This window comes from Aliiglaciecola sp. LCG003, assembly GCF_030316135.1.
In the GTDB taxonomy this organism is placed as follows: Bacteria; Pseudomonadota; Gammaproteobacteria; order Enterobacterales; family Alteromonadaceae; genus Aliiglaciecola.
The window spans coordinates 1,815,834-1,841,927 of record NZ_CP128185.1 but is presented as its reverse complement, the minus strand read 5'-3'; the positions used below and the strand labels follow the sequence as shown (position 1 = coordinate 1,841,927).

The 26,094-nt window shown below is 43.5% G+C and carries 28 protein-coding genes; 8 read left to right on the top strand and 20 right to left on the bottom strand.

Translation table 11 applies throughout. The annotated features are described in order from the left end of the window. Positions 1 to 68: 68 nt before the first annotated feature. From QR722_RS07855 to QR722_RS07805, 11 genes are all read right to left on the bottom strand, one after another. Complete coding sequence (locus QR722_RS07855) at positions 69 to 362, bottom strand: HigA family addiction module antitoxin (protein WP_286286874.1); 294 nt, start codon at positions 360 to 362, stop codon at positions 69 to 71. Next, positions 362 to 640: a type II toxin-antitoxin system RelE/ParE family toxin gene (locus QR722_RS07850; protein WP_286286873.1), complete on the bottom strand. Its 279-nt coding sequence runs from the start codon at positions 638 to 640 to the stop codon at positions 362 to 364. The genes QR722_RS07855 and QR722_RS07850 overlap by 1 nt, the downstream gene beginning before the upstream one ends. A gap of 213 nt (positions 641 to 853) precedes the next feature. Then, a complete protein-coding gene (locus QR722_RS07845) occupies positions 854 to 1,195 on the bottom strand; it encodes a hypothetical protein (RefSeq protein ID WP_286286871.1) in 342 nt (113 codons plus the stop codon). Positions 1,196 to 1,306: 111 nt separating this feature from the next. Beyond that, a complete protein-coding gene (locus QR722_RS07840; RefSeq protein ID WP_286286868.1) occupies positions 1,307 to 1,597 on the bottom strand; it encodes a type II toxin-antitoxin system RelE/ParE family toxin in 291 nt (96 codons plus the stop codon). A 3-nt stretch (positions 1,598 to 1,600) separates the two neighbouring features. Beyond that, entirely contained in the window at positions 1,601 to 1,867 is a 267-nt protein-coding gene (locus QR722_RS07835; RefSeq protein WP_286286865.1) for a type II toxin-antitoxin system Phd/YefM family antitoxin, read from the bottom strand. A 172-nt stretch (positions 1,868 to 2,039) separates the two neighbouring features. Then, a complete protein-coding gene (locus QR722_RS07830; protein WP_353506901.1) occupies positions 2,040 to 2,570 on the bottom strand; it encodes a group II intron maturase-specific domain-containing protein in 531 nt (176 codons plus the stop codon). A 104-nt stretch (positions 2,571 to 2,674) separates the two neighbouring features. Continuing rightward, entirely contained in the window at positions 2,675 to 3,433 is a 759-nt protein-coding gene (istB, locus tag QR722_RS07825) for an IS21-like element helper ATPase IstB (protein ID WP_286287614.1), read from the bottom strand. 10 nt (positions 3,434 to 3,443) lie between these two features. Continuing rightward, on the bottom strand, positions 3,444 to 4,988 hold the full coding sequence (istA, locus tag QR722_RS07820) for an IS21 family transposase (protein ID WP_286282697.1): 1,545 nt from the start codon (positions 4,986 to 4,988) through the stop codon (positions 3,444 to 3,446). A gap of 58 nt (positions 4,989 to 5,046) precedes the next feature. Further along, on the bottom strand, positions 5,047 to 5,931 hold the full coding sequence (locus QR722_RS07815; RefSeq protein ID WP_286286863.1) for a reverse transcriptase domain-containing protein: 885 nt from the start codon (positions 5,929 to 5,931) through the stop codon (positions 5,047 to 5,049). 661 nt (positions 5,932 to 6,592) lie between these two features. Further along, complete coding sequence (locus QR722_RS07810) at positions 6,593 to 6,892, bottom strand: hypothetical protein (protein WP_286286861.1); 300 nt, start codon at positions 6,890 to 6,892, stop codon at positions 6,593 to 6,595. Between the two features lie 119 nt (positions 6,893 to 7,011). Then, on the bottom strand, positions 7,012 to 7,689 hold the full coding sequence (locus QR722_RS07805) for a hypothetical protein (protein ID WP_286286860.1): 678 nt from the start codon (positions 7,687 to 7,689) through the stop codon (positions 7,012 to 7,014). A 773-nt stretch (positions 7,690 to 8,462) separates the two neighbouring features. On the opposite strand from QR722_RS07805, the gene QR722_RS07800 reads away from it, so the two are divergent. The 3 genes from QR722_RS07800 to QR722_RS07790 all read left to right on the top strand — a co-directional run bounded on the left by QR722_RS07800 (position 8,463) and on the right by QR722_RS07790 (position 11,677). Then, positions 8,463 to 9,422, top strand: a complete 960-nt coding sequence (locus tag QR722_RS07800) for an integron integrase (protein WP_286286858.1) — start codon at positions 8,463 to 8,465, stop codon at positions 9,420 to 9,422. 388 nt (positions 9,423 to 9,810) lie between these two features. Further along, positions 9,811 to 10,338 carry an RNA methyltransferase gene (locus QR722_RS07795; RefSeq protein WP_286286855.1) on the top strand — a complete coding sequence of 176 codons (528 nt, stop codon included), beginning with the start codon at positions 9,811 to 9,813 and terminating at the stop codon, positions 10,336 to 10,338. A 163-nt stretch (positions 10,339 to 10,501) separates the two neighbouring features. Further along, positions 10,502 to 11,677: a hydroxymethylglutaryl-CoA reductase gene (locus QR722_RS07790; protein WP_286286854.1), complete on the top strand. Its 1,176-nt coding sequence runs from the start codon at positions 10,502 to 10,504 to the stop codon at positions 11,675 to 11,677. 75 nt (positions 11,678 to 11,752) lie between these two features. Here the strand turns inward: QR722_RS07790 and QR722_RS07785 are convergent, their stop codons facing one another. Then, the gene (locus QR722_RS07785) at positions 11,753 to 13,864 is read right to left on the bottom strand and encodes a molybdopterin oxidoreductase family protein (RefSeq protein ID WP_286286851.1); all 2,112 of its coding nucleotides are present in this window, start codon (positions 13,862 to 13,864) and stop codon (positions 11,753 to 11,755) included. Between the two features lie 220 nt (positions 13,865 to 14,084). Between QR722_RS07785 and QR722_RS07780 the strand changes: the two genes are divergently transcribed. The 5 genes from QR722_RS07780 (at position 14,085) to QR722_RS07760 (ending at position 19,068) form a co-directional block, all read left to right on the top strand. Then, on the top strand, positions 14,085 to 15,383 hold the full coding sequence (locus tag QR722_RS07780) for an efflux RND transporter periplasmic adaptor subunit (RefSeq protein ID WP_286286849.1): 1,299 nt from the start codon (positions 14,085 to 14,087) through the stop codon (positions 15,381 to 15,383). A gap of 42 nt (positions 15,384 to 15,425) precedes the next feature. Then, on the top strand, positions 15,426 to 16,136 hold the full coding sequence (locus tag QR722_RS07775; RefSeq protein ID WP_286286846.1) for an ABC transporter ATP-binding protein: 711 nt from the start codon (positions 15,426 to 15,428) through the stop codon (positions 16,134 to 16,136). Between the two features lie 12 nt (positions 16,137 to 16,148). Beyond that, a complete protein-coding gene (locus QR722_RS07770) occupies positions 16,149 to 17,462 on the top strand; it encodes an ABC transporter permease (RefSeq protein WP_286286844.1) in 1,314 nt (437 codons plus the stop codon). 12 nt (positions 17,463 to 17,474) lie between these two features. Beyond that, complete coding sequence (locus QR722_RS07765) at positions 17,475 to 18,704, top strand: ABC transporter permease (protein WP_286286842.1); 1,230 nt, start codon at positions 17,475 to 17,477, stop codon at positions 18,702 to 18,704. Positions 18,705 to 18,828: 124 nt separating this feature from the next. Continuing rightward, complete coding sequence (locus tag QR722_RS07760; RefSeq protein ID WP_286286841.1) at positions 18,829 to 19,068, top strand: RNA recognition motif domain-containing protein; 240 nt, start codon at positions 18,829 to 18,831, stop codon at positions 19,066 to 19,068. 8 nt (positions 19,069 to 19,076) lie between these two features. Here QR722_RS07760 and modC read toward each other — a convergent pair whose 3' ends face one another. The 8 genes from modC to msbA form a co-directional block, all read right to left on the bottom strand. After that, complete coding sequence (modC, locus tag QR722_RS07755; RefSeq protein WP_286286839.1) at positions 19,077 to 20,147, bottom strand: molybdenum ABC transporter ATP-binding protein; 1,071 nt, start codon at positions 20,145 to 20,147, stop codon at positions 19,077 to 19,079. Then, positions 20,144 to 20,827, bottom strand: a complete 684-nt coding sequence (modB, locus tag QR722_RS07750) for a molybdate ABC transporter permease subunit (RefSeq protein ID WP_286286837.1) — start codon at positions 20,825 to 20,827, stop codon at positions 20,144 to 20,146. The genes modC and modB overlap by 4 nt, the downstream gene beginning before the upstream one ends. Next, a complete protein-coding gene (modA, locus tag QR722_RS07745; RefSeq protein WP_286286835.1) occupies positions 20,824 to 21,543 on the bottom strand; it encodes a molybdate ABC transporter substrate-binding protein in 720 nt (239 codons plus the stop codon). The genes modB and modA overlap by 4 nt, the downstream gene beginning before the upstream one ends. A gap of 92 nt (positions 21,544 to 21,635) precedes the next feature. Further along, positions 21,636 to 22,298: an SDR family oxidoreductase gene (locus QR722_RS07740; RefSeq protein ID WP_286286831.1), complete on the bottom strand. Its 663-nt coding sequence runs from the start codon at positions 22,296 to 22,298 to the stop codon at positions 21,636 to 21,638. After that, positions 22,298 to 23,065, bottom strand: a complete 768-nt coding sequence (gene kdsB / locus QR722_RS07735; RefSeq protein ID WP_286286830.1) for a 3-deoxy-manno-octulosonate cytidylyltransferase — start codon at positions 23,063 to 23,065, stop codon at positions 22,298 to 22,300. The genes QR722_RS07740 and kdsB overlap by 1 nt, the downstream gene beginning before the upstream one ends. A 5-nt stretch (positions 23,066 to 23,070) precedes the next feature. Continuing rightward, on the bottom strand, positions 23,071 to 23,268 hold the full coding sequence (locus tag QR722_RS07730; protein ID WP_286286828.1) for a Trm112 family protein: 198 nt from the start codon (positions 23,266 to 23,268) through the stop codon (positions 23,071 to 23,073). A gap of 11 nt (positions 23,269 to 23,279) precedes the next feature. Further along, positions 23,280 to 24,269, bottom strand: a complete 990-nt coding sequence (gene lpxK, locus QR722_RS07725) for a tetraacyldisaccharide 4'-kinase (protein ID WP_286286825.1) — start codon at positions 24,267 to 24,269, stop codon at positions 23,280 to 23,282. A gap of 3 nt (positions 24,270 to 24,272) precedes the next feature. Continuing rightward, entirely contained in the window at positions 24,273 to 26,021 is a 1,749-nt protein-coding gene (msbA, locus tag QR722_RS07720) for a lipid A export permease/ATP-binding protein MsbA (protein ID WP_286286823.1), read from the bottom strand. Positions 26,022 to 26,094 lie beyond the last annotated feature (73 nt).

The following is a 26,094-nucleotide window of genomic DNA, read 5'->3' as shown; positions in this document are numbered from 1 at the left end:
AAGCTTGCTCGCTGCACTTGCAAGGAACGAGCTAAAGCCTTTGAGTTTGGGTCAAGTTGATTAGATTGTTAGGCGACATGCAGATTTAGTGGATGGACATTCTTTAAATCCACATTTTGTTTTGCTTGCCATAACTCATAGTTGTCCTGCATGCTCAACCAGCTTTCTGGGCTCCTTCCCAACACTTTAGAGAGGCGCAGTGCCATTTCGGGACTAACTGCACTTTTTCCTTTTACAACACGGCTCAATGTCGACGCAGCAACACCTAAATGGCTGGCTAATGTTCTACAACTAACGCCATGTGGCTCAAGATAAATGGATTCAATAAATTTACCTGGGTGGGGTGGGTTATGCATATTCATTAATGGTAATCCTCGTAGTTTAGGATGAAAGCATTGCCATCCTTAAATTCAAACGTAACTCTCCAATTTCCATTAACCGATATAGACCAGATACTGAAATGTTCCCCTTTCAATTGATGTAAAGAGAACTCAGGTAAATTGATATCATCCATATCTTTTGCAGTATCAATAGCGGCTAATTGCATTCTAAGTTTTTTTGAATGCTTTGGTTGGATACCAGATGTTTTACCTTTTTCGTAAAACAACTTCAGGCCTTGATGCTTAAATGATTTAATCATGAAATAAGTGTAGCGCGATGCGCAACACAATTCAACAGGTGGCGCTTAACGCTTGCAATAACGGAAAAAACCGAGTGCTTTGGCACGAAGTGCCAGCGAGGCTTTTTCCCAATGAGCGAAGCGAATGATGTTGATTGTTTTGTTAGGTACGTGCTTCATACGGGCTAATGGTGCTTATACCAACACTCATTATTAAAGACCGCTAAACAAAGCCTATAACAGTGTTTTAATGAATCCAAATAATGCCGATATCATTACAAAAAGACCACAAAAAACTATTAATGCCCAATTAAATAACATGACCGCCCGCCAACCGATAGATTGAAATCTAAAATATTCTCTATTCTTTTTTTTCAGCAATATTAAAGACGTCGGAATTACAGTAACAGCATAGATCATAAAAGCTAAAGCAATTATACCTACAAAACCCATAGTTACGGCCGCACCTGAGTAAAGCGGTCTCTCCGGAGATATATCTTTAAATAAGTATTCACCAACTGCGATTACAAAGACAGGAAATAGCAGTCCGAGAAACTGAAAGATTTTAACTATCATGTGAGTACCTAACGCCGCATTAACTGGTGAAGTGATGTTGGCGGCTTTTCTGTGTTTCTTTGCAGCAAAAGTGACATATTACGGAATCCATTTGAACGCCTTGTTATGCTTTTATTTGGGTAAATGAAGGATTCTTTCACTGCGCCAGACTCTTATTACTTTTATTGATGTACTCTCTCGTAAATACACTACACGAAATGGGACATGTATAAGTTCACGGATTAATTCATCGTTAAACTCTGGAACCATACGACCAATATCAGGATGTTTTGAAAGTGTTTCAACGTGCTCAACTATAGTAGTAACAAAATCGATACCTATATGAGGAACACCTTGCTCAAGATAATACTCTTTGATCTGCTCAAGATCTTTGACAGCAGATTTAGAAAAGGAAATGTTCACTTATTAAATGCCCAGCCTTTTCTTTACATCGCTTATATCTACGGTATCGCCTTCTTTTATTTCCATCAACCCTTGCGTCATTGCCTTAACAAAAGCCAACTCTTCATTAATACTTTCATAGTCATCAAGACCTTGAACTACAGCGACACCTCGACCTCTGCTAGTTAATAAGATTGGCCGATGAGTTTCTTTAGCATGATTGACTACTTTACCTGGATTTATTTTTAAGTCAGATAGCGGGACAATATCTTCAGAGAATTTTGTTTGCATAGATAAGAGCCTCCTTTAAAGACCTACTTATAGCACCTGTTTAGAGGTTTTGTCAAAGAACAATCGTGGTAGAGCGGCCCATTACTGAGCCGACCCCACACAGAACCGGACGTGCGGAATTACCGCATCCGGCTCTTCAGTTATATATTCACCCGTGTAAATCACGCGCACCTTAATACCAGTCAACATCGATCACTCTTTTGCTAACTCGTAGCTTCTGTATTTGGAAATACGCTAACATCTTCTTAAAATCACGCCAATTGTAACTTCGACGGCCACTGCGTCGGTTCAGCCATTTGTATAAACTATGCAGTACATAGTTATACAGCTTACTCACGCTGCGGCTGTTGTCGGGTAATCCGAAGTAATTTCTAAACCCTGTGAGTTTGCGTTTCAATTGAGGCAGCCAAATTGCTAGCTTCTGCGAGCGTTTGGCTTTAATGAAATGGTAAAACTCGCTTAGACTGGTTTGCTGCTTCTTACTTGCAGTTCGCCGCCGCAATCTCGGTTTACCTTTCACATCCACTCCCCAGTAAAACGCAAAACCCAAGAACACAAACTGGCGCTTACGACTGGGATGGAATCGACTGAACCTTATCAGGCTCGTCTTTTCTGGTGCCGTGTCCAGTTTGAACTTCTTTAGTCGTTTTGGCAGCACGCGGTAAAATCGCTCGGCATCATTGGCATACTGAAACGCACACACAAAATCATCTGCGTAGCGGATAAGTGCATATTCTGGTGATAAGGATCAGTCATTCCGGTTTCATCGGGATCACTAATCTTTGACGCATTGGACGAGTCTGTGTTTTACCCTAAGTGATCCCGATGGGTCAACTCAGATTGTATTTTTCTCATCGACTCCCCTTTTAAATTGATCCGGTGAGCGTTGTGCATGAGCCTGTCTAGAATCGCGTCTGCCAACGTATTATCGCCAATAGACTGATACCACTGATCGGTCGGTAACTGACTGATGATCACAGTCGATGAGCTGCCGTTTCTATCATCCATGATTTCCATCAGATCGTTCCGGTGTGCGGCTTTAAGTGGTTCCAGCCCCCAGTCATCCAGAATGAGCATGTTCATGCGGGCCAGATGCTGTAGCGCCTTGCTGTAGGTGCCATCAGCTTTTGCTTGGGTCAGTTCTAGCATTAATCGAGAGAGTCGGTAGTATTTCGCGCTGTAACCTTTGGTGCAAGCGGTGTGCGCTAAAGCACAGGCCAGATAAGTCTTACCGCTGCCGCAAGGACCGGTGAGTAGCAGGTTCTGGTGCTTGTTTACCCAGTCACATTGCAACAGAGAGGCCATCATAGCTTGCTTTAGTCCCCTTGGCTGGCTGTAATCTATATCCCGTGCAGTGGCGTTGATTTTCAATTTGGCGGCTTTGAGCAATCGCTGTTGTTTACGCTGCTCCCGCTCATGTTGTTCGCAGTCGGTCATCAGTTGGAGTCGCTCATCGAAGCTTAAAGCATCGTAGTTGCCAGGTTGTTCAGTTTGCATCGTCAGAGCTTTTGCCATGCCGGTGAGTTTGAGCTGGCGTAGTTGGGTGAGAGTATTATTTATCATGATGTCTCCTTGATTAGTGGAAGCTTTGTGGGCCACGGATATTCTCGTGGGATTGGGGTAGCAGTGAGGGCTGTTCCGGTGTATCAGGATGCAGTTTGTCTTGGTTGCTACTAAGGATATCTTTGATGTGCTTGAGTCGATAAAGACTGTGTTGGTTGGCAATGGCGCAGGCCTTGTCGATGCGCTGTGGTGGATATTGGCGAGACAGGCTCAGTAGACCTAAACACACACGATAAGCCTGTTGCTCATGCTGTTTGCTGTTGAGCTGAGTTTTGACCCAAGCAAGCACCTCGCCACCGATATCTTTGGCCCAATTCATGAGTCTGCCTTTGGACCATTGATGATGTTTTTCATGTTGGGTCGGCATGTGACTGGGTGTGGTACTCATGCCTGCGCGATACTGTCTAGCGTGACTAGCAACGAGGTTGTTGTGGAACAGTAATTCAATCACATTGGCCTTGGCATATAGCTCAATGCGCTCGCCGACCAGATGATGGGGCACCGAGTACAAGTGCTCATCATACTGGACGTGGTAATCAATATTGACTTTGACCTGCTTGATATCGGTGTACTGGTAGGTGTGTTTAGGCAGCGGCAAGAGCACCGGTTTATCAATGGACTCGAACCAAGTTCGGCGACTGCCCTTGAACTGTTTAAAGGGCTTGTTGTTCACCTCAACCAGTAAGGCTTTGATGCAGGTGTTTAGCTCGGCCAATGAGAAGAAGGTGTGATGACGTAAGCGTGCCAATATCCAGCGCTCAATGATTTGCACACCCACTTCAGCCTTGGCTTTATCTTTAGGTTTATACGGCCTGGCAGGCACAATAGCCACCCCATAGTGAGCGGCCAGTTGTTGATACGCCGGATTCACATCAGGGTCGTAACGACAGGCTTTAGTTACTCCGCTTTTTAAGTTATCTGGCACCACCATTTGTGGCACACCGCCTAAGAAGTTAAAGGCTCTGGCATGACTATTCAGCCAGTCGGGCAAACTCTGACTATAGGTCGCTTCAGCGAAGGTATAGTTGGTTGCGCCCATCACCGCAACGAATATCTGTGCGGTGCGTACTTCACCAGAGCTACCGCTGACAATTGGCACCGTCTGCCCAGCATAATCGACAAACAGAGTTTCGCCCGCTTTATGGATTTGGCGCATGGAACGGCGCTGTTTAGCACGCCATACCTCATAATGATGGCAATATTGCGAGTAGCTATAGCTGCGATTAGGATACTGCTGGGTATATTCCTCCCACAGCAGGTGCTTGGTCACGCCTTTGCCCTTGAGTTCTTGATGCACTTCAGTCCAAGCAGGCAACTGATAGTGGCGGGACGGCCTAGGGTCTGATTGTGGATACAACAATCTTGCCAGCGCAACGTCATCCATATCATCGGGTAACGGCCAAGTAAGTTCGCAGTGCTTAACTTTAGCAAGCAACTTTTGCACACCACCAATACTGGCTTTCGTGCAGATACTGATTTTTCGTAGACTGAGCTGGGCTTCAAAATGAAGTCGTAGGATTTCTCTGATATTACGCATTGTAAACCTCTTTGTAGCCATGACTGCTCCAGACAAAAAGGAACTAGGCTAGCAAATATGTTGAATATCAACGCGTCAATTAAGATTCTATTAGGTAGAAGTCATCATTCTGGTGACATCCCAAAAGTGATCCCGATGAAACCGGAATAGATGATCCCGATGAAATCAGAATCAGTGATCCCGAATAGCCAGAAAAGGTGATCCCGATGGACCGGAATATGCAGATAAGCATAGCTCTGCCTCTCATCTGAGGTTTTACCTTCTTCTCAAACCATAAATCCAATGCATAGTGCAGATAGATATTGGCTAACACAGGGCTAATGATACCGCCTTGTGGGGTGCCACTTTTTGGTTTGAGATATTCTCCTTGCGGGGTGTGTATCCGTGCTTTTAACCATTGCCCTATTAAGCTCAAGAGCGCGTTATCATCAATGCGTTGTTTAAGCATCCCCATCAGCCAGTCGTGGTCAATATTGTCGAAGAAGCCTTTAATGTCAGCCTCAACAATATAACCATAACCTTTGAACTGAAGATTCAAACTCAAACTATGCACCGCTTGATGCGCACTCTTATTTGGCCGATAACCATAGCTGTTAGGCAAGAAATTCGCTTCCCAGATACCTTGCAGTATCTGGCTCACGCTTTGCTGTACCAGCTTGTCATCCACCGTGGGTAAACCTAATGGACGTTGTTTGCCATGACTTTTGGGAATGAAGACACGCTTAATATCATCAGCCCGATAGCGCTTGGCTTCCAAGGCTGAACTTAAACGTGTGACGTTTTCCACAAGCGATGTCTGGTATTTCGGCATAGTGATACCATCAATACCTGGCGCCGCTCGTTTATTCAGTTGCCCCCAACTTTGATACAGTAAATCATCTCCTAGTAATCCATATAGGTTCTGAAATCTGTGATTAGGGTGTGTCTGTGATTTAATTGTGATGGCATTTAGTGCGGTTGTCATAGTGAATCCAGCCCTACTTTGTCCGGCCTATGTATCTGCTAAATACCTGATATAACTGCTTGCCCCTTCGCCACGTGATTGGCTTTCCCAACCTCAAACTACTATGAGCAAGTCTGACTGCCAGAGGGTCATCGTTGGCCTCGCTTGTGGCTTAGCGTCACTACCATTTTCCTTATGGAACACCTTTGGCTCTCTCAAGTTCTCAATACATCTCTTTATACATGCCACGGCTTAATAACTCCGCTGACTCGCCACAACCTTGCCATCTCAAATCCATTGAATAATGGTTGCTTTGCATGGACTTCGACGGCGTTACAAGCCTCGTCAGTCAGAACTTAATTTATTATCGGAGCGATAACAGCACTTCAGGAACACGTATTCCCTATGGCCTATATAATTCTCTGTGTACGCTTCACCTATATTGTTCATCTAGTCACGAATACATCGCTGATAAGTATTTCACCAATCCTAGACTCCGCCATAGGCGCAACACTCGATACAGGTGGCTGGCTAAACCTTACCTGACAGGGACTTACACCCTGCAAGATGCATCAAGCTTCGCTTGACGCACTAACGCTTTGCATATGGGGATTTTAGGAGCGCTTTGGCGAAGCCAGCGAGTAAAATTCCCAGTGAGCTTGCGAACAACATAATGCACTTGTTAGCTATCATTGCGCGCCACTTCTGTTACCTGATCCCAGTTAATAACTTTGACTGTAAAAGGCCAAGCTTTCGAAATTGATTGTAGCCATCCAATATCTTGCAGAGTAGTTCCAATAACCATTCCAACAATCAAAAGAAAAGCGGGCGCGTCATTTAGTGTGAAGTAGCATGCTACGGAAATGAACAAAACAAATAGGCGGAATAAAAGCCTTCCTTTCATTTTTCTCAGGCTATGGAAGACTGAAATACCTTGCTCTCGGTTATCCAGCATTTGTTTAGCATAATCTACTTCATTCACACGACTTCCTCCCTGATAGCTAACGCTTTGCTAAGCGGCAATAAAATTGTTGGCTAAAATAGCGAGGAACGAGCAAAAGCCAACTGTTTTTTGTCCGTTTGAGCAACTTGTTAACTGTACTATGCTGACAACCTGATTCTTAATTTTTTCTTTTGATTTCGATAAGAATTTACAGCAGCGTCGTCATTAAATTTGTTTTTGGGTGCTTCCGGTGTTTCTGGGTACTCGTCGACTATTTCTAATAGTCCTTTTTTAACTAGTGCAACATCTTCATCTGTTGCTAAGTTATCAATTAACTTATCTAGTTCTTTCTGTGAGTCAATTAATTTCGTGACTAAATCTGATGCTAGTTTCCTACCATTAGCACCATTTTTAATACTCTCAAGTTGGTTTATAAGTTTTTGAACAGAGCCAATAACACCAACTCTTGCTTCTAAACGAATTACATTTTGCTGTCTTGAACCTGCCATAAATACACTTTCGGAGATAACATAATCTGTAACTCGTTTAGCATCGCTATAAATAAGTTGAATACCTTCACGGAAATTTTTGTAGTTAGAAATACCTTGAAGTAATAAGCCGATAGTACCTAGAACAGTGATGCGAGCAATTAAGGAACCTTCTTCATAAGTGACTTCAATTGGGGCATCGGGAGATAAAAAGAAATCTACACGTGATCTAGCAAACTTTTCAATTTCAGCTTTGAATTCTTCTAATTGAAGTTCATCATCTGCCACTTCAGATTCAATATGAATATATGCTTGGCTAAGAATATTTTTATTTATGTAATCGGCCAATGGACCATCCTTGTACAGTTAACGCCAAGCGCACAGGAAAACGGGAGCGCTTTGGCCGAAGGACAGCGAGTGGTTTTCCTTGTGACGCGCCTTGTTAGGCATCTTGTAGCTGGAACTTTTTCTTTGTATTTTCAAAAAGAATAAACCCAATAATTGTGCCGAACGGAAAGAAAGGCATTAGCAAAAAGCCGCATGTTCTTGACGCTAGCCTTCCAAATTCAGATTGAATATTACACCCATAAGCAATTGAAAAGTGTAGTAACGGAAAAAGCACATTCATTAGCGGCAAGTAAAACCTCCCAGCTTCAGTAATATTATCGCCAGCCAAAAAATTGGGAATTCCAAACAGAATAAGACTCAGAATTCCGAGGAAAACATGCCATTTCGTAAGGATTTTGAAATTTGCCAAATGCCTACCTTTTTATGCCTAACGCTTATTAGCGAGCATTTCGTATATGCGATTGCACGGTTTAATTGTTTTTTTCGTCATTTTCAGTTGTTACTTTCTGATTCTATTAGGTTTTTCATGCTTTACATCGTCCCATATTGCTACATTTGTAAAAAGCAAAAGGAGACTAACTTTAACGAGACTTTTTCTGCTTCCTATTAAAAACCATGTGCAAAATATTTTCCATAAATAAATTAATAACTTAGTATTTTCTTCATAAAAAAGTGAGACTTAAGAAAAGTATTTAATAGTAAGCGAAATTGGCGTTATTTAGCAAACTGCATTATACCTGTAATTACATACAGTATATATTGAGAGTGTTATTATGCCTCGCTCACCTTTTATAGAATCAATTAGAGAAGTTTTACGAACAAAACATTACAGTCTAAAAACTGAAAAAGCCTACCTGCATTGGATTCGACGGTTTATCTATTTCAATGGAAAACGTCACCCAAAAGATATGGGGGAATTAGAGGTTGAACAGTTTTTAACACATTTAGCCGTAAAAGTTAAAGTTGCTCCGACCACTCAAAATCAAGCTTTATGTGCAGTCATTTTTATGTACCGTCATGTGCTGGAATTGGATTTGACCAACATTACTTTTCAATTTGCGAAGACACCTGTCCGCGTTCCTGAAGTGTTAAGTCATAAAGACGCGATTGCCGTTATCGATAGGTTAAAAGGAGTCCATAAAACGATTGGTATACTCATGTATGGCGCGGGATTCCGTATTTCTGAGGTATTAAGGTTACGAGTAAAAGATTTTGATTTTGAACGAAGTACTATCTTTATTTTTCGCTCAAAAGGTCAAAAAGATCGTGTTACGCTGTTCCCTGAATTGGCGAAAGCTGCCATTGCCAAACAAATTGAAAAAGTTAAAAGCATTCATCAAAAAGATATCGATGAGGGGCACGGATTGACATCGCTCCCACCTTCCCTGCTTCGTAAATATGGAAAAGCTGGAACTAACTTGTCATGGCAATATGTGTTCCCTTCAAAAACTAGATGTATGCATCCTTTCGATGGATATGTTTGCCGCCATCATTTGCATCAAACCGCTTTTCGCAAAGCCCTGAGAAAAGCCGTTCAAGAGGCTGGCATCTTAAAGCGCATAACATCGCATACATTTCGGCATAGCTTTGCCACTCGCTTACTTGAAACTGGTCATGACATTAGAGTGGTTCAGGAATTGCTGGGTCATGATGATGTGAAAACCACTCAGATTTATACACATGTTTTAGGTAAACATAAGTCAGGTGCAGTCAGCCCAATGGATATGAGGTGAAATAGCAGCAGTAAAGATTTTATGCATTTGAAACAATTTAACCGTTGACCGCCCGCTCTCTCAGTCATATCCTCATACTCCATCGCCAAGACTTATCACTGTGCATCCCTCATATGCGACTATCGGTTTGGGTAAAAACTGATACACAAATCAGTCCGATGGCAAATCAGCGACTACGCCTTAATGTATTTACGCCAAGCGAATTCATCGCCGGTCACATAAGTTGACTTTGCTATCAATCATTTCCCCTTTTGCTGTTAATTAACTAACTAACCTCGGCAAAGGTTGATTTCACGTTGCTCCTGGGCACAAGTTTGCTTAAACTGTTGAATCACGTCATAGCAAATTTGCATTCCAAATCACTATTTCATATTCTGGCGAATAACTCATGTCAATACCAAACCGTGTTAACCTTAATCATTGCAAATTGGGCTTGATCAATCCCAAAAGCCCTACCAATGTAGGCAGCGTACTTAGAGCAGCTGGATGCTACCAAGCAGAGGAAATTATCTATACCGGCCAACGTTATGATAACGCCCGCAGTTTTGCCACTGACACAAAAAAAGCCAAGCAACACATTCCAATGACAAGACGAGAGCACATATTTGATCTTGTGCCTGCGGATTATGTGAAAATAGCGATTGAATTAGTCGAGGGCGCAACGCCCCTGCCCCAATTCAGCCATCCGGAAAAAGCCATGTATATATTTGGTCCTGAAGATGGAACCATACCTCAGGCTATATTAAACCAATGTTCCCATGTGTTATACGTTCCCACTACGGGTTGCTTAAACTTAGCCGCAACGGTAAATGTATTGTTGTACGATAGAATGGCAAAAAACGCTGAGACACAGTGTGGAGATCATATTATCAGACAAAGTCGTGACACCAATAATCGCACTGTGGTGAGAACCTAAATAAAGTTTTGGCTCTGTGCATACAGACACATTTAATTTACATATAATTAACCAAATTGATTGTTATCTGGGTTTATCCATGTATAAATTAGATTTTTGACTACTATCAGTCAGTTATGCTAGTACTATATTTGAGCATAGCTGCAGCTTGAGGAAATCTACCATGTCTGATGAAAGCCGCATTCCCCGCAGTACCGAAAATGACCACACTAATGAAATGGCCAAGGTGCGCCGAGACTTTTTAACCCACAAAACCGGAGCCGAGTTAAAATACACTGGTGAGTACACTATCAATCCAGAGGAGTTGCCTGGCAACATTGAGAACTTCATTGGTGTGGTACAAATGCCAGTTGGAATCGCAGGCCCTGTTCAGGTTAATGGCGAATATGCTAAGGGTTTATTTTATGTTCCTTTGGCCACCACAGAAGGTACCCTAGTTGCCAGTTACAGTCGCGGTATGCGCGTCATCAACGAATGTGGTGGGGTAAAAACCACCGTGGTTGAACAATTTATGCAACGGGCTCCAGCGTTCATTTTTAATGATGCCCGCGAAGCCCGAGATTTTGGCCTTTGGGTAGAAGAAAATTTTGACCAAATTGCGGCTGCAGCAGAAAGTACTACAAGTATCGGCAAGCTAAAACATATTCAACAATGGTCTGTATCGAAAACCCGCTACCTACGTTTTAATTACACTACCGGTGATGCCGCTGGGCAAAACATGGTAGGCAAAGCGACCCTTGCCGCTTGTGAATGGATCAAAGCCACTTATCCCCATGAATGCCAATATTTATTATCTGGCAACATGGATACAGATAAAAAACATTCACACCTCAATATGCTCCATTCTCGTGGTAAGCGCGTTATCGCTGAAATAGTGCTGAAAAAAGAAGTTTTGGCTCGGGTCATGAAGGTCGATACTCAAGTATTAGCCAAAGCAACTGTGCTGGCCAACACGGGCGCGCTTATGGCTGGCGCTGCCTATAATGGTCCCCATTCAGCTAACGGCATTGCTTCTATCTTTATTGCTACAGGGCAAGATGAAGCCAATGTGGTGGAATCCCATGCAGGTTTGTTGTCCCATGAATTATTACCTAATGGTGACTTCTATTTGGCAGTAACCTTACCCTCGTTAATTTGTGCCACATACGGCGGTGGGACAGGTTTACCCACTCAGCGCGAATGCTTAGAGTTGATGGATTGCTATGGTAAAGGTAAAGCCAATAAATTCGCTGAAATCGTCGCTGCTACCGTTTTAGCAGGAGATATTTCATTAGCTTGTGCCGTCATTGCCGGTCATTGGGTTAGCAGCCACGACAAAATGGGTCGAAACAGACGCTAACAAGGGTTACCTTAGTTCTATCACGCAAATCAAAAAGCCCGCTAAATTTAGCGGGCTTTTCGTATCATACTCACACTATGCATGCAGGGTGACAGGCACACCATTAAGTACCGCATTACCTGATAGTTCATCTAACACCATTTCATCGGTTAGGTCATTGGCACTGACTCCAGCGTTTTGCTGCGCATGTTGCCATTGAATGCCATCTTTGTCGTGACCCCAACCATGGGGCACAGAAATCACCCCTGGCATAATAGTGTCAGTCACTTCCACCTCAATCTGAATAGTGCCAACCCTTGATGAAATTGTCACCGTTTGACCATGTTCAACATTGTGCGAGCGAGCATCATCAGGATGCAGTTGAGCCGTGCACCGTCGCGTATCCTTAACTAGTTTACGACTATTGTGTAGCCAAGAATTGTTTGATTTTAAATGCCGTCTACCAATCAATAATAACGACCTTGCTGCAGATTTTGGACTGAAAAAATGCTGCTCTAAACGGGCCAAATCTGGCATAAAGAAATCAAAACTCAAATCGATCAACTTCTCTTCATGAAACAACGCATCCGGCAGTTCTGCTTGCAAAGGGCCAAGGTCAATTCCGTGGGGTTTGTCCAACAATTGCTGGATATCAAGTTGATGCTGCCCTTTTCCATATCGACCAGATTTAAGCAAGTCATCCACCACGCCAGTGGGGGTTTTGTCCCTTAAGACCTGATACATACCGCTACTTTTCCCGCGTTTGGCTTCTAACCGTTCGGCCATATCTAAATATATTTGCCAATCTGTGCGTTTATCATCACTAAGTGGAAATATTGCTGGCGAATATTTTGCTGAATTTCTAACCGCAAATTTATGAAACACAATGTCGTAATGATCCCGCTCTAGAGCAGTCACCGGCGGTAAAATGATATCTGCATGACGGCTGCTCTCAGTAATATAGAAATCCACTGCAACCATAAATTTCAGTTGTGCAAAGGCACGATCAAGCTGCTGACCATTGGGTGTGGTCAGTATGGGATTGCCAGCACCGAGCACCATGGCTTTTATTTGCCCGTTTCCTGGGGTTAAAATCTCTTCCGCTAATGCCGATACCGGAAACTCACCGGCAAATGCAGGGAGTTTGCGTACCCTTGAATGATTTCTGCCGATGCTTCCGCGACCTGAATGGGGTAAATAATCTGCCGCAGGCTGGGTAAACATCATGCCTCCGGGCTTATCTAGGTTACCGGTCAGCATATTGAAAAGCATGATAAGGTACTGAGTTAAGGTGCCAAAATGCTGCACACTTGCACCCATGCGGCCGTAACACACTGCCGACTCGGCTTGTGCAAATTCTTCGACCATAATGTAAATATCATCTGAACGAATACCAGTTATATCAGCAACCCGTTCTGCCGAGTAAGGCCGTACATACTGTTCCACATCATGTAAATGGGGGGCATAGGCTAGTAAATCAGCGGTTTTAGTTAACTTACGGGTAAACAAGGTATTAATCATCGCGAGCATTAACAAGGCATCGGTGCCGGGCTGAATAAAATGATGTTCACTGCTAATTTGCGCCGTTTCCGATTTTTTAGGATCGATCACTACTACTTTACCACCTTTTTGCTGAATCGCTTTCAGGCGTTTTTTAACAAAAGGAACGGTCATGATGCTGCCATTAGAGGCCAAGGGGTTGCCCCCGATAATCATGAAATAATCGGTGTTATCAATATCTGGGATTGGGATCTGGTTTTGGTGACCAAACAATTTTCGACTCACAATATGATGGGGCAACTGATCCACCGACGTGGCCGAGAAGCGATTGTGTGACTTTAACGCCTTGTAAAAATAAGGACCGAACAAGATCGCACCAAAATTATGGGCATTGGGATTACCCAAATAAATGCCAACCGAGTCATTCCCATATTGCTGTTGTAATCCGTGTAGCTTTTCGATAGTAAAATCAATGGCCTCATCCCACGAAATAACCTGCCATTTACCTTCCACTTTTTTAAGGGGTTGACGAATTCGATCGGTATCCTCATATAGCTCTTTCAGAGCTACAGCTTTAGGACACACATGGCCTTGGCTAAAGGGATTGTGTTTATCACCTACAATAGACAAAATTTTCTCATCTTCGGTAGTGACCTCAATACCACACATTGCTTCGCATAATGTACAAGTCGAAAAATGTTTTTTCATATTAGTTAATTTTGTTATGAATAATACATCTACCACGTTAGCCAACAAGGCGCTTATACACAAGTATCATCGATTTTTATGCAATTTCAGTCCATTCGCCGCGGCTTTATAAAGACTGTTCTTCCCTGCATCTACATTTTCTTTTCAAATAATATTTAAACCTTTTAGCAAATTGCTTCGACTTACCTTGTGATTGTTCAAATTATTTCAGGGAAACAGCATGAGAATCGAAGATACTAGTGGGCAGGACGTGGCACTAAAAACTAAAAAAAATAATAAACCTATCATTAGCTTGGTCATCATATCCATAGTCTTCGTCCTTGCTTATTTCACCTTAGCCCCTGCATTGAATAACTGGTCAAGCTCATACCAATCAATTTCATCTCAACGTTTACGTCTGGCGACGGTAGATCGTGGGGATCTGGTTCGTGACTTATCCGTACAAGGTCGAGTGGTCGCATCTGTTAGCCCGCGTTTGTATAGCCCCGCCCAAGGTACTATCACCTTCTTAGTTGACGCGGGCGATTCAGTGGCCATCAATCAAGAGTTGGCCCTAATAGACAGTCCAGAATTAACCAATACCTTAAAACAGGAAGAATCAAGTTTACAACGCGCTAGGATGGAGCTTGATCGCGAGCGCATACAAGCCAAAAAACAAGCCTTGGACAATCAAAAAGCGGTTGATCTTGCGCTGGTTGCCTTGACGGCGGCGGATCGTGAAAAGCGACGCTCAGATAAAGCCTATAAAAGTCACTCCATCAGTCAAATTGATTTTGAAAAAGCCCAAGACGAGCTTGAGAACGCCAAACTGGTGCACAATCACGCAGTCAAAGATGCTGAATTAAATCTGGAAAGTTTAGCTTTTGAGATCCAAACCAAGCAGCTTCAACTTGACCGCCAAGCACTATTGGTTGATGAATTATCGCGTCAAGTAGATGAGTTAACCTTGCGCTCTCCCGTCAACGGCATTGTAGGTAACTTAGCGGTACAACAAAAAAATCAGGTCACTCAAAATCAACCCATATTAAGTGTGGTTGACTTGTCTGAATTTGAATTAGAAGTCGACATTCCTGAAAGCTACGCCGATGACTTAGCTATTGGTATGCAAGCAGAAGTCTTTCTCAATGGCGAAACGCACTTAGCCACCCTGGTAACTATCTCACCTGAAATTGAGGACAATCAAGTTAACGGGAGAGTGCGTTTTGCCACCCATTCCAATGAGGGCGCTGCCCTTCAACAGCCTTCGGGATTACGCCAAAACCAACGATTAACTACCCGCATCATGATGGAGAAAAAATCCAATGTATTAACCGTACAACGGGGCCAGTTCTTAGACAGTGGTAGCGGCAGAATTGCCTATCTTGTGCGTGATGGGATAGCGCACAAGACCAATATCTCCAGCGGCGCCAGAAGCCTCTCCAGTGTCGAGATAGTAGAAGGACTCAACGCCGGAGACACTATCGTCATATCAAGTACCGAGCAGTTCAATGGTGCTGAACGCATTCTCATTACCGATTAAATTTATTGTTCACCCGCTAACAGGGCTAAAAAGGAAAAACACATGTTAAAAATGATTGATGTCAAAAAGATTTTTCGAACCGACATGGTAGAAACTCATGCATTACGTGATTTTAATCTGAATGTAGAAGAAGGAGACTTTGTTGCGGTAACCGGACCTTCTGGCTCTGGTAAAACGACCTTCCTCAATATAGCTGGTTTACTCGAAACTTTTGACGGTGGGCGCTATGAATTGGACGGACAAAATGTCAGTCATTTGAACGACAAAAAGCGCAGTCAACTTCGTAACCAGAAAATTGGCTTTATCTTCCAAAGTTTCAATTTAATTCCGGACCTTAATCTTTTTGACAACGTGGATGTGCCGTTGCGCTATCGCGGTTTTAATAGCAGCGAGCGCAAGAAGCGCATTGAGCAGAGTTTAGAGTTGGTTGGCTTAGCCAATCGCATGAAACACCTACCCTCACAATTGTCTGGTGGACAACAACAACGGGTCGCTATTGCCAGAGCGCTAGCAGGCGAGCCGCGCTTCTTATTGGCCGATGAACCAACGGGTAATTTAGACACCCAGATGGCATCCAGTGTGTTGGAGCTGCTCAAACAGATCAATACACAAGGCACGACTATCGTAATGGTCACTCATGATGCCAGTCTGGCGCAACAAGCGAAGCGCAATATTTATGTACGTGATGGCCAGGTTAGTGAAATAACTAGCCCTACAGAGATCCATTCCTTAAGCCAAGCGGCTAACGCCTAACAGGAGCAAGTCATGTTCAGCTATTATTTGCGCCTCGCGTTTAAGAGCATCCGACGTAATATTATTTTAAGCAGCCTAATGATAGCTGCTATTGGTTTAGGTATAGGTGCGAGCATGACCACTATTACCGTCAACTATTTAATGTCCGCCAATCCTATCCCACATAAAAGTGAGCAACTGTTCTATGTTCAACTGGATAATTGGAGCCCCTTCGAACCCGCTGAAGAGCCCAATGAACCGCCGGACCAATTGACTTGGATAGATGCAACCAATTTGATGAAAGCCAATAAAGCTTTTCGTCAATCTGCTATGGCGACCACGGGCGGCGTTATTGAACCCAGCGGACAAGATGATAAACCTTATATGGCCAGCATCAGACTAGCCTTTAGCGATTTTTTTCCAATGTTTGATGCCCCCTTTCTGTTTGGCAGCAGTTGGAATCAAGGTGCTGATGAGAACCGTGACTATGTGATAGTGATTAGCAAGTCCACCAATGACAGAGTATTTGGTGGTGAGAACTCCGTAGGTAAATCCTTACAGGTTGTGGGTAAGAGATTTACAGTGGTAGGCGTACTTGACGATTGGTTACTGGTGCCTCGCTTTTATGATGTTACAACGGGGGCGTTCAATGAAACGGAAGAAGTATTTATGCCGTTTTATATGAAACAAGAGTTGGAACTGAACAACGGTGGTAACACTAATTGTTGGAAGTCACCAGAAGGGGAAGGGTTTATTGCATTTTTACAATCTGAATGTGTCAATTATCAAATGTGGGTGGAGCTGCGCAATAACGATGAAAAGCAGCAGTATACGGATTTTCTTAACAACTATGTCACCCAACAAAAGGAACTGGGCCGCTTCCCTCGCCCCCTCAATAACCGGTTATCAGATGTAATGCAATGGATGGAGAATCGTCAAGTGGTAGCAGATGATGCGCAGATAATGATGTGGGTGTCATTCATGTTTTTATTGGTGTGTTTGCTTAATACCATAGGGTTATTGCTGGCTAAATTTAGCGGCAAGGCAGCCGAGATTGGATTACGTCGTGCGGTAGGTGCCTCTAAGACAGACCTGTTTCTGCAACATTTGGTGGAAACAGCATGTATTGGCCTAGCCGGTGGATTACTGGGCTTAATCTTGGCCTGTGTGGGCTTACAGGGGATCAAAAGCTTATATGGCGAATTCATTCAAAATCTAGTTGGATTGGACATCACTATGATGTTAATGGCGATAGCGCTGGCAATAGTGTCTAGCATCCTAGCCGGTATGTATCCTACCTGGCGTGCCTGCAATATTGCTCCTGCCAGCCAACTGAAAAGTCAATAAAGGACTCAGAAGATGAAATTTAGTAATTGGGAAATAGGACCTATATTCCGCGCCTTGATGCGCAACAAAGTTGGCGCAGTTTTGATAGCCATTCAAATCGCTGTGACTATGACCATAGTGGTCAATTCGATCTTTATTATTCTACAACGATCCGCTTTGATTGAGCGGGACAGTGGCATTGATGAAGCCAATAGTTTTTATCTGACCAGCACGGGGTTCGCTGAGAATTATGCCGGTAAATCTACCACAATCGCAGATCTTGACTTGATCCGTAATACCCCAGGTGTTATTGACGCACTGCAAATCAATGCAATACCAACCAGCGGAAGTGGCTGGTCAATGAGCTTTCAAACGCAAGCTGGCGAAGGTATGGAAGATGAAGGCGCCGCCATATACATGGTAGATCAACACGCTACCTCTGCCCTTGATTTGGATATTATTGCTGGGCAAAACTTTGTACAAAATGATGTGCGTTGGCGACCAGACTCGGCTCGAGATTGGCCGGATAACGTGCTTGTCACCAAAGCTCTCGCCGAATCCCTTTTTCCCGATACAGACTGGGCCAAAACGGTCGGGAAGACCATCTATATTAACCAAAATGAGCCGATGATAATCAAAGGAATTGTCGATAAAATACAAGCTCCTTGGGTTGGTTGGGATGATTTAGAACATGTCGTTTTATCCCCTGAAATCACCGATTTTTCCTCTACCCGATATTTTATTCGCACCGAAGCAGGCCAAAGAGATCGATTAATGCCATTAATTGAAGAGGCATTGGCCTCTTCGAATAAACAGCGGATCATTCGCAATATGCGTAGTATCGAAGAAACTCGTGAGCGCAGCTATCGTAGTGATACCGCGATGATTAAGATCCTCTCCACCGTGATGGTGATCTTAACCATAGTCACCGCCTTGGGGATCATCGGGCTGGCAAGCTTTAGTGTAAATCGCAGACGTAAGCAAATTGGCACTCGCCGTGCACTAGGCGCGAGTCAGGCAGCGATCGTACGATATTTCATGTTAGAAAATCTCTTGATCAGTACAGTTGGCGTAATGCTGGGGGCTATAATGACCATAGGTCTTAATATGTTATTGGTGGAACGCTTTAGCATGCTAGCATTAGATTGGTACTTTATACCTGCAGGGATGGTGGTACTGTGGATTGTCGGCCAAGTAGCCGTATACGGCCCAGCCAAAAAAGCAGCCAATATACCGCCAGCCATGGCCACAAGAACGGTTTAGCAATGATGGTATCTGGCGTTTACTCGGTGGATACCATCAATTTGTAATAATCCTAATTATTACTTGGTCAACAGTTACATACCTGAGACAATCCACCCTAATGTTAATCTCAAATCGGTAATCAATGAAAATTTTAATTCGCAACCTCGCTCGTACCACAACTGAAAAAGAAATCCGTATCTTGTTTGCCGCATTTGGTAGCGTAGATGAATGTACCCTAGTGCTTGATCAAGACACCGGCGGTTCAAAAGGTTTTGCCTTCGTTGAAATGCCCAACCAAGAAGAAGCCACGACCGCCATTGCGAATCTGAATCAAAACAATATCGCAGGCAATAAAATTAGAGTGAAGTTCGCAGACGCCTAAGCAAGCGTTTAACCTAGGGCAATACTCTTGATTTGTGCGAATACATTCATGCCTGCTGTAAGAGCAAGGTCATCAAAAGATTTGCGTGTGATTTGACTCAGTAAATATGTCCCCTGAATAGCTAATTTCACTGTGACTTTGCCAGGCTCAGTAAAGCTAAAATCAACAATGGTGGCCCCTAGAATATTTAAAATACTGGTATCCTGTTGATGACTCAGGGTGATACTCACATCTTTAGCAAAAATTAGTACACTGACTTTGTTGTGACAGGGTGCAGCTAGCATAGCGACATAGAGCTCGCCAATTGAGGTATTCAGTTGGCTAAGATGCTGTTGTGGAAGATGTTGGCTAATAGTCCCTTGAACACAGCATTTAGCATCACTGGCATTGGCTAAGGGTAGCAGCAAATCTGTACTGATATCAGCCGTCTTGCCTTGTGCCACAACGTCACCTTTGTCTAACATGATCAAGTGTGTCGATAAGCGCGCTACTTCTTCTTTGGAATGAGTCACGTAAATTACCGGTATATTGATCTGCTCTAGCAAGGTTTCGAAATAACCTATAAATTGCTGTTTCAAGCCATCATCAAGAGACGCTAAAGGTTCATCCATCAGCAATACTTTAGGTTGCGATGCTAAAGCCCTCACAATCGCCACCCTTTGCTGCTCACCGCCAGACAAGCTATTAGGCATGCGCTTGAGTAACGGTTGCAGTTGAAATATATCTATCAGCCGTTGTAGATTAAAGTTTAGCTGTGCAAATTTTTGGGGATTAATTTGTTTCGCATAAAAAATGTTATTTTCAACATTCAGGTGCGCAAATAAACTAGGTTGCTGAAATACCATGGCAACTTGGCGAAGATGAGTGGGCATCAATTGGCTTTGCTGCTGCCAGACTTGCGAACCAAAGCGCACTCGCCCATTTGAAACTGCTTCTAAGCCCGCTATTACCCTAAGCAAAGTGGTTTTTCCGACACCTGATGGACCAAATATGGCGGTCACTCCGTTCTCAGTTATGTTTACATCTATCTCAAGTGTGTGACTGGAAAGGTGCTTGGTAAAAGAAACGGCGATACTCATTTTGCCCCCAAACGAAATTGTTTATTCGTGGCATAGACCAGCAACAAGAGAACAAAAGAAATCAGCAGTAAGGTAGCCGCCAACCAATGGGCCTGCTGATATTGTAAGGATTCGACATGGTCATAGATGGCGATAGAAACCACTTGAGTTTCCCCAGGTATATTGCCACCGATCATTAGCACCACGCCAAATTCTCCCAAAGTATGAGCAAATCCCAATACTGCAGCAGTGATCAGCCCAGGTTTGATCATCGGCAGAATCAGCGTAATAAGACGTTGCAATGGGCTGGCGCCTAAGGTGGCGGCTACCTCAAGCTGGCGGTGATCTAAGCTTGAAAAAGCATTTTGCAGAGGCTGCATGACAAAAGGTAAGGAATAGATGCACGACCCTATCACCAGACCAGAGAAACTAAAGGCCATATTACCCAAACCTAACGAGGATAATAGTCGGCCAATCATGCCTTCAGGACTGAGTAAAATCAGTAGATAAAACCCTAGTACAGTTGGGGGCAGCACTAATGGCATCGCTATGATGGCTTCAAGAATAAATCGGCCGCGCCATCGGGTTTTAGCCAACCACCATGCAACAGGTAAACACCATAAAATAAGTACTGCGGTAGACACAAATGCCAATTTGAAAGTTAGCCCTAATGCAATCCAATCACCGTCTGATAACATCATGGAAGATGGTAACCACTTGCCTGAATGATTTGCTGGGCCTCAAGACTTAACAGAAAAGTGGTAAACGCTAAGGTCGTGGGGTTTTGATTAAGCCCTATCCCCTGTTGTTTGATGGGCTGGTAGTCTAGCTCACTGACCAAGGTATAATCTGTGTTCCTCAAATGCTTTAGCAATGACAATGAGACTAATCCTATCTGAGCATTACCTGTGCTCACAAACTGTAAAACTTGACCGACATTCTCACCGGTTACCAACTTAGTTTTAAGCCGGTGGTGTAAGTCATTTGCTTGCAACCATTGTGTCGCGGCTACACCATAGGGTGCAGTTTTGGGATTGGCTAAGGCCACAAAACGGATTTGTTCAGTTGTTAATTTCTCTAGGCTGAATTGTTCTACAGGTATTTCTGGGTGGAAAATCGCTAATCTGCCTACAGCATAGGTAAAGGGGCTAGCGAACGGGCGTTGACTGCGTTGTTTAAGCCGTTGTGGTCTAGCACTGTCAGCGGCTAAGAACACATCATAAGGCGCACCATGAATAATTTGTGAGTAGAGTTTGCCAGTGGAACCAGCGCTGATCACTAAGCTGGCATTTGCCTGGGCTTCAAAAACAGGTTGAAGCAGCTTTAATGTGGCCAAAAAATTACTCGCAACCGCCACCTTCACCTGGCCACGACCATCTTGTTCACTACTCTTGGCTAGCGCCGGGTAGACGAACAAAATGACGAACCCCAGTATGCAAAATTGGAGCTTCCTGTATCCTTTACAAAATGAGGGGGCAGCCATAGATTAAGACCCTGAATGACCCGATGTTACCAAGGTAACTCTTCCCCGTTCGAATGCCAAAAACAACCACTGTTGCTCAAGTTTAATTGTGCAATTCGCTGCGCGAGTTGATCTGCTGCTTGTTGTGCGGAAATATCACCACCATAGCTGACCATTTCAGTTTGCACATAACCCGGATGCAACAACGCCACTGCGATGCCCTGCTCTTTCAAATCATGGGCCATAGACACGCCCACCGCATTCAAGGCTGCTTTTGACATCCGATAACCGTAATATCCACCAGAGCCGTTGTCCGCTAATGAGCCCATACGACTGGTAATATGTGCCACTTTGGAACCTTTCTTCATTTGAGCTAATAAACACTGGGTGACCAACAAGGGTCCTAGTGCATTGACGCGAAACTGATGTTCGATAGTATGAGGTTCCCATTCGTTGATGGAATCTCGCGCCAGTACACCAGCATTATTGATCAGCAAGTCTATCTTTATGTCTTTGATTTTCTCTAATGCACTTGGTAATGCATCCGGATTACCAACATCGACTTTGCTAATAACTTTGGCCGATGTACTATTTAATTCGTCTGAACTATTGCGACACAGTGCATAAACATCCCAATTTAAACCAAGGTAATGCTTGGTTAATTCTAATCCAATACCTCGATTCGCTCCGGTGATAACAGCGGTTGGCATTATGCATCTCCTTGATTAAGTTTAGTGATGAGTCTGGCTAAATCTTCTGGGGTATCTATTCCCGTCGGGGGGGCCTTTTGCGCCTCATCAACGTGTATTTTTTCGCCGTGCCAGAGTACGCGAAGTTGCTCCAAAGACTCAATTTGTTCAAGTCCCGAAGGGGCCATATTGACGTATTGTTTAATAAATCCAGCCCGATAAGCGTAGATGCCTATATGGCGGAAATAGTAGTCCCCAATTTCGTCAATGCTATCTGAATCTAAAAAACGTGCTCTATCATAGGGGATCACCGAACGAGAAAAATACAATGCATAGCCGAATTTATCGGTGATCACCTTAACCACATTTGGGTTAAATACCTCTTCAATTTGATCAATTTTGACCGATAAAGTCGCCATTTCAGCTTCTTTATGTTGATACAAATTTTCAGCGACTTGGCGAATATTTTCGGCTGGAATAAAGGGCTCATCCCCTTGCACATTCACCACCAACTCATGGGCAAGTAAATTTTCTACATCAACCACTTCAGCCAGACGTTCAGTACCAGACTCGTGATGGGAGGCCGTCATACAGTATTTACCGCCAAAATCCGCTACTGTTTTGGCAATTCTGGCGTCATCGGTCGCCACTATTACCCGAGAAGCCCCCGCTTCCAATGCACGTTCGTAAACATGCTGAACCATAGGTTTACCAAGGATTTCCACTAAGGGCTTACCTGGAAATCGGCTAGACGCATAACGGGCAGGAATAATGACAGTGAAATCCATTGTATTTATTTTTCCAATTGTTCTAATTCGGTTAGCGACAAAGTACGGGCCTCATTTTCAAGCATGACCGGTATATTATCTTTTATTGGGTAAGCTAAACGGTCAAAACGGCAAATCAATTCAGCGCCTTGGGTATTGTATTGTAATTTCCCCTTACATGCTGGACAGGCTAAAATGTCTAAAAGTTTTTTATCAAATGCCATAATATTCAGTTCTACTCTTTTTTAATTGAATCAAGTTTAGTTAACAGCGCGGTTAAAAAGTCTTCGGGTAATTTTGCACGAATTGGCAAAAACCACCAATCTTCTTTTGCAAATTCACGACATTTCACTGCATCTTTTTCGGTCATAATGACCATTGAATCAGGAATATCCTGAGGCTGATATTGATAATGGTCAATGAATGACAAACAATCGGCCAGCTCAATACTATGCTGCTCTAATAAATCGAAAAACCGCTGGGGATTACCAATGGCAGCAACAGCAACCACGGGCTGGTGAACGTCGCTGAGCGGTTGTCGTTTGTTTTTATGTTTAATATTGACCAAGTTTTCAGGAATAAACTCCATTAATACTTCATTGTTGATAACTGGCCCGCCATTGTTTATCACAAATTGCACTTGTTCCAGTCGGCCCATGGGTTCACGCAAAGGCCCCATAGGTAATAAACAGTTGTTACCATAACGCCTGCTACCATCAACTACTGCTATTTCTATATCCCGCTTGAGCGCATAATGCTGCATACCGTCATCACATAAGATCACATCACATAGATGTTTATCGACTAAATAACGTGCGCCCCGCGGACGCTTCGGATCGACCACTACAGGGCAATCAACCCGTTGCCTAATTAAAATTGGCTCATCACCCACTTTATTAGCATCGCTATTTGCCTCCACACTGGTAGGATAAAACGACGACTTGCCGCCATAACCGCGACTTAAGATACCCGGTTTATAGCCTTGTTGTTTTAGCCAATTAGCCAAAAATACCACGAGGGGAGTTTTACCATTGCCGCCAACGGAAATATTACCAATGATGATCACAGGAACGGGAATTTTCTCTGTTCTCAACAAGCCAACCGCATAAGCTGAGCGACGCACAAAGGTCAGCAACCAGAAAATACCCGTCAAGGGCAACAATAGCCATTTCAACAGTCGATAGGTTAAGCTAGTTGGGTACCATACCTTCTCAATAAAGGTCACTTATTATTTATTCCCATCGTTGAATTGTAAGCTATGTAGCTGGGCATAAGCCCCTTGCGACTCCATCAATGTGGCGTGATCGCCCCGTTCGATAATCTGACCTTGTTCTATAACTAAAATCAGATCTGCATTTTCGATGGTGGATAATCTATGTGCGACGACTATGCTGGTGCGATCTTGTTGTAAGGTGTTTAATGCCTGCTGAATGAGTTTTTCTGATTCTGAATCTAAGGCCGAAGTTGCTTCATCTAAAATCAATATTGGCGCGTCTAGTAGTAACGCTCTGGCAATTGCAATTCGTTGACGTTGGCCACCGGATAATTTCAAGCCGTTTTCACCGACCATAGTATCGTACCCATCGGGTAACAGACTCACAAACTCATCTACGTGAGCAACTTTGGCGGCATGTAGGATTTTATCCATACTCGCTTGCTCAGACGCGTAGGCAATATTGTTAGCAATAGTGTCGTTGAATAAGGTGACATGCTGGGATACCAAAGCAAATTGTCTGCGTAAGTCGGTCAATTTTATCTGATCGATAGGAATGCCATCTAGTAATATCTGACCGGATTGATTGTTATAAAAACGCGTCAGTAAACTGGAAATGGTCGATTTACCACTGCCCGAACGGCCAACTAGGGCGCAGGTTTGCCCCACACCAACTTTAAAATTGATATCTTGCAAAGCCGGTTTTGGGGTATCAGGATAGCTAAAAGTCACGTCTTTAAATTCAATCTCGCCAGATAACCGCGCGACCTTTTTATTGCCATTATCAATTTCAGTTCCTTCATCGATCACTTCAAATACGCTGGCGCAAGCTGCCATGCCCCTCTGAAACTCACTATTTACTGTGGTCAATTGTTTTAGCGGTTTAAGTAGCATGGTCATACATACCACTACAGTGGTAAAGATACCCGGTGTGAGCTCTTCGACCATCACGGGTAAACTCGAAATATATAACACCACAGCAAGGGCAATAGAGGCTAAAACTTGTATGGAAGCCACACTGAGTATTCTGGCCACAATCAACTTCATATTTTGCTGGCGATTATGATTATTTTTACTACTGAAACGGGTCTTTTCTTGTTGTTGGCCACCAAACATCAACACCACTTTATGACCCTTAATCACTTGCTCTACAGAGGAGGTGAGATTACCCATTGATTGTTGGATACGTTTACTTACCACTCTGAATCTTTTACTGACCACGGATACAATTACGGCAACGACGGGGCCAATCAATAGAAATACCAATGACAACTGCCAAGAGTTGTAAAACATTACAACCAGTAAACCAATTACGAATGCCCCTTCACGGACCAAGGTTAACAAGGCTTTGCTAGCTGCGCCCGAGACTTGCTCCGTATCGTAAATAACCTTCGAAATGAGTCCACCGGAGGCATTATTATCATGGTAGGAGACCGGCAAGTAGATATATTTCTCAAACAGTTGCTGCCGCATTTTCATCACCACCTGATTACCTATCCAAGACAAGGTGTAAGTGCCCATGAAATTAAACAGCCCCCTTGCGATAAAAATGGGAACCACAAAATAGGCCGCAGTGCGCAAATTTTGATAATTTTGCTTGCCCAAGCTTTCATCGATAATGGGCTGTAGCATCGAAAAAATCCATGCGTCGATAGCCGCGTAGCCGACCATGCCGATAATTGCAAATACAAAGGCTGCTTTGTAATCGTGCAAATAAACCGAGAAACGTTTAAATAAAGACTGCGTTGGAAGTGTGGAATTCATTAATCAGACATCTTTTACCTTTATTGACAGCTATATTGTACCTGTTGCGACTAATTTCCCCAACTATCAAAGA